3 protein-coding genes are annotated in these 4,277 nt (G+C 60.8%); 1 reads left to right on the top strand and 2 read right to left on the bottom strand.

Annotated elements, in window-relative coordinates:
• Positions 1–597: 597 nt before the first annotated feature.
• Together BLW43_RS22385 and BLW43_RS22380 are read right to left on the bottom strand one after the other, a co-directional pair.
• Entirely contained in the window at positions 598–2,121 is a 1,524-nt protein-coding gene (locus tag BLW43_RS22385) for an ABC transporter substrate-binding protein (protein ID WP_093257106.1), read from the bottom strand.
• A gap of 534 nt (positions 2,122–2,655) precedes the next feature.
• A complete protein-coding gene (locus tag BLW43_RS22380; protein ID WP_093257102.1) occupies positions 2,656–3,519 on the bottom strand; it encodes a hypothetical protein in 864 nt (287 codons plus the stop codon).
• 210 nt (positions 3,520–3,729) lie between these two features.
• On the opposite strand from BLW43_RS22380, the gene BLW43_RS22375 reads away from it, so the two are divergent.
• The gene (locus BLW43_RS22375; RefSeq protein WP_093257100.1) at positions 3,730–4,251 is read left to right on the top strand and encodes a type I restriction enzyme endonuclease domain-containing protein; all 522 of its coding nucleotides are present in this window, start codon (positions 3,730–3,732) and stop codon (positions 4,249–4,251) included.
• The last annotated feature ends 26 nt before the right edge of the window (positions 4,252–4,277 follow it).

Here is a 4,277-nt window from a genome sequence, read left to right as displayed (position 1 = left end):
GTGTCGACGCGCCCGAGATTGGCGACGACCCGCAGACGGGGTTTGCCGGCCTCGTTGCGGAAGGACTCCATGATCTGGAGGTAGCGCCGGCCGCCATTCTCAGTGATGCGCGTGAACATGGCATGCAGGATAGCGCCCTACCTGCACTGCCGCCAGTAGGTAAAGAGCGTGCGCATGTAACTACACGTTATCCGCGGAAATCGCCGCTCGCAGACACTAACCCTTTGAAATCACGTCGACGTCATCGCCATCTGCGAAGCTCTTCCGTCGGGAACTGTCGAACTCCGGTGACCCGCACCCGCCGTGTGCGCGACAGGCTGTCTACCGTGCTCCACAGGGCGCCCCGCGACTGGCCGGAACCGGGAGGCGGAGCCTTTCGGCGCAACAGTATTTCTGGGGCTCGAGCACACAGACGAGTCGATCGTCTTCAGTTCGGGTTTGATCGAGCTTTCCTCATCCTCGTCGCGTGATCACCAAAATCGCTCAGATGTCGCCGTGCAGGCGGAAGTGCGTCAGATGATTCACCCCCCCTAACTTCAACGCAGTCGCATTTTCCAGACTAGGCGCCTCGCCGACAGCTGTGCCCAGCCTGCGGCTCTATTCGTCGACACGGACCCCTGTCAGGCGGATCAGGCCATCAGCGTAGGGAGTAAAGCCCTGAACGCCACTGCGGACTCCCCAAAGGCCCTTATAATGGTAGAGCACTATCTGGGGCACGGCCTCCAAATAGATCGCCATCGCTTCATGGTAGCGAGCCTTGCGGAAGTCAGGGTCGGTCGAGCCGCGCGCCTCGGCAAGCAGCCTGTCGAACTCCTCGTCGCACCACCGGCCCCGGTTGAGAAACCCCTTGCATGCCGCCCAAGGCGTGATGTTGGCGTCTGGGTCAGGGCGACCGCTCCAGATCGAGATATTGGCCTCAAAATTACCAGCTTCAGCGTCGGCCACCCAAGTCGCAGGCGTGAGTGACAGGATCTCGATCTCAAAGCCGGCTTCGGCGGCCATAGCCTTAATGACTTGGCTCAACTGGTTTGCAGTGGCATTGTTTGAGGCCATCATGGTGAACGAAGGGTTCTCGACGCCGGCCTCCGCAAGTAGCGCTTTGGCCTTGGCGATGTCTCGGGGGGGCATTGGAAAGGCGGGGTCCCAATAGGCGGTGCCGTTTAGCTCGTGTTGGTTGCCCGGCACAAACAGTCCGTCATAAACAACTTGGTTGATCGCTTCGCGGTCGAGCGACAGTTCAAGCGCCTTGCGAACCTTGGCGCTGCGCCCGATCGGATTGTCGGCGGCAGGGCCATGGGCGACGTTGAAGGTGATCATGTCGTAGGCGATCGAGGGGCCAGCGATCAGTCTAACGTCGGGATCCTGCTCGATCGAGGGTATGTCGGAGGGAGTCACGCGCTCAATCATGTCGAGATCGCCCGAGCGAAGATTGAACAGCCGGACACTGGCGTCAGGGATAATGCGATAGGTCACGCTGTCGAGCGAAACATCTTCAGCATTCCAGTAATTGGCAAATCTCTTCAGCGCGATGTGGTCCTGTGAGACCCGCTCGACGAACTCGAACGGGCCTGCGCAGACCGGGTGGAGGCCGATATCCTCGCCCGCGGCCGCGATCGCCTTGGGCGACATCATCATGCCCGAGCGGTCCGACAGCACGGCGACGAGCGGCGCGAAGGGTCTATTCAAGTGTATCGCAACGGTGGCTGGGCCCGTGACCTCGACGCTCTCCACCGAAGACAGCTCGTTGCGGCGGCGCGAGATCGGATCGCTGCGATAGCGGTCGAGATTGAACTTGACCGCATCGGCGTCCATCAGCTCGCCGTCATGAAATTTGACCCCCTCGCGCAAGGTAAGGGTGAGGGTCAGATCGTCTTCGGACCACGTCCAGTTGGTGGCGAGCTGCGGCTGGAGGCCGCTTTCCGGCGTCACGTCGACTAGCTTGTCGCACATCGCCGCGAAGATCACGCGACCGGCGACCGAGGTGCCTTGCGCTGGGTCGAGCACGTCCGGGTCGCTCTGCACGCCGATGGTGAAGTCAGCCGCCGTCGCCGGTGCTGCAAGGAGCGTCGCGAGCGCAAGCGCGCAGAGACGCGGCGAAGAATGGGACAGAGCGAATTTCATGGCGCAATCCTCTTGTAAAACCGCGCTGCTTGAGCGTGAGGCGCACGAGGCTGATCACCGTTGAACATGGCACTGGTGCATCGAGGTGGAAAGAAGCGTTTTTGCGGTCGGCGTGATCAGCGGACGCGCAGGGTGAGCTGGCCCGATTTTCCCTGGACATCCATTTGTCGAAGGAAGCCGCTAGATTGAAAGCGTCTGATGCTGGGGCAACAAGTAAACCGTGTTGGGGCAGGCGGCCCGTTCTTCGCGCGAAAGGTGGCTCACCGCTCACGGGCCCCGGCCCTGCCACCGGCCGGAACCGCGGGACCCGCCGCCTTGCCGGCGGCGCAGGTGACGGGGTTGATCCCATACCCGTCCCCGCCGCGACCGGCCGCCTACCGCGTTGCGCGGGGCGCCCCGCGACTGGCCGGAACCGGGAGAATGCCGTCGCAAGCAGCAAAGTCGGATAAAGAATCCTCAAGTTATGCCTAATGCCGGGCGAACATGTCTTTTTTGAAGCCTATGCATTGTTGTGCCGATCAGCGTTTGGCTTGATCATGGAAGAATATTTCGGCTGGATTGCCCGTCGCACTTAGCTTCAACTGCGCTCGCTGTGAGCTCCGACTGAAAACTATCGTCCGTGGCACCCGCCTCGGCGTTGAAGGCGCGTAGCTCTCGGAGCGCCACGGCCATGGGCAGGATCGCCTCGCAGGGTTGGCTGAGCCAGCCTTCATTGAGGACCCGGACCTGCAGCATCTTCTCCTGCATCAAGAATTTGCTTCCCTCGCGCACGACGCCGTCGATGAGTGGAACCGCATCGCGCAAGTGCTGCCGAGCCGCCTCAATATCGTGAGCGGGGCCAAGCGCGAACTGGATACGCGCCTTCAGGATTTGCTGATCGATGGCGGCGATTGGGCTCAGGCCCTCGGCCGACACGGCCTCGGCTACGCGTAGCGCATCGTCCGTGCGATCCTGCACGAGGAGCGCTTCGGCCAGCGCATTGAGATCGAAGCGCTTTAGCATCTCCGGCTGCTCCTGCCATTCAAGATATACCGTGTCGGTCAAACGCGCAATCTGCCCGCGCTTCGCTTCGATGAGGGCGAAGGCCGTGTCACCTTTGCCCTCGGTCTGCAGCCGATAGATCTCGCTGTTAATGTCCTGCAGCTGATCAAGCCGTGAGATCGCCGCTTCTCGGCGTTCAGCGAGACTATTTGCTTCTCGGCTTGTAAAGTATTCGTCAAATTCGAGAAAGGCTTTGAAAATCAGGGCTGGTACGCCAATAATATAAATAAAGTCGCGGATCTTCTCTGTCGGCACCCAGTCCCACCAACTTTTGGGCTTTGGCTCGGAGAGCTTTGTGAGGAGGACAACGGCCTCCTCCAGCCGAGCAAGTCGCTGCTCTTCTTCGTCAGATCTCATTCACCATCCCCAATGCCTTTAGGATAGACAGCGATTGGCATCGTACCACAGTCGGTCAGTCTTTCGCGACAATGAGAATGCTTCTGCCCCTCGCGCGAACAGCCGTCTACCGGGTTCACCCTTGGGCTCCACGACCGGCCGATACCGGGAGGAAGCACCAGGGTGGACCGGGAGAATTTGCTAACTTAATTTTTCGCCCATAAGGTCCTCTTGTTGGTTTCCGCGCGGAAACCAACACCGAAGCTGATCGACAGCTACAACAGCGGCAGCCAGAACATCGAGACGTTCTTCCGCGCCCTCATGGAACTCGCGGAAGACCTGTCCGCCGAGGAGCAAGAGGCGATCCGCGAGGGGCTTACCGAAGAGGAGAAGGCGCTGTTTGACATCCTGACCAAGCCGGAACCAGAGCTGAAGGACAAGGAGCGCGAGGAGGTCAAGGCGGTGGCCCGGCGCCTCCTGCAGACTTTGAAGGACGGCAAGCTGGTGCTGGATTGGACAAAAAAGGAGCAAGCGAGGGGCGCTATCCGGCGGGCCATTGAGACGACCTTGGACGACGGTCTGCCCGAGGCCTACGATGAGGCGCTCTTTAGTCGAAAGTGCGAAGTGATCTACCGCCACGTGTTCGACGCCTATGGCGCGGGGGCTGGCGGGGTCTATGCGGCGGCTGTCACCGGACACGTCACTGAGGGCGTAAGGCGACACCCAGATTTACGAGGTGTCGCCTTGGCCTGATCGATTTCCGGCGGGTTGTCCGCCGG

The organism is Rubrimonas cliftonensis (genome assembly GCF_900107585.1).
GTDB lineage: Bacteria > Pseudomonadota > Alphaproteobacteria > Rhodobacterales > Rhodobacteraceae > Rubrimonas > Rubrimonas cliftonensis.
Note: the sequence above shows the minus strand (reverse complement) of the source record. Positions and strands in the feature narration are given on the sequence as shown.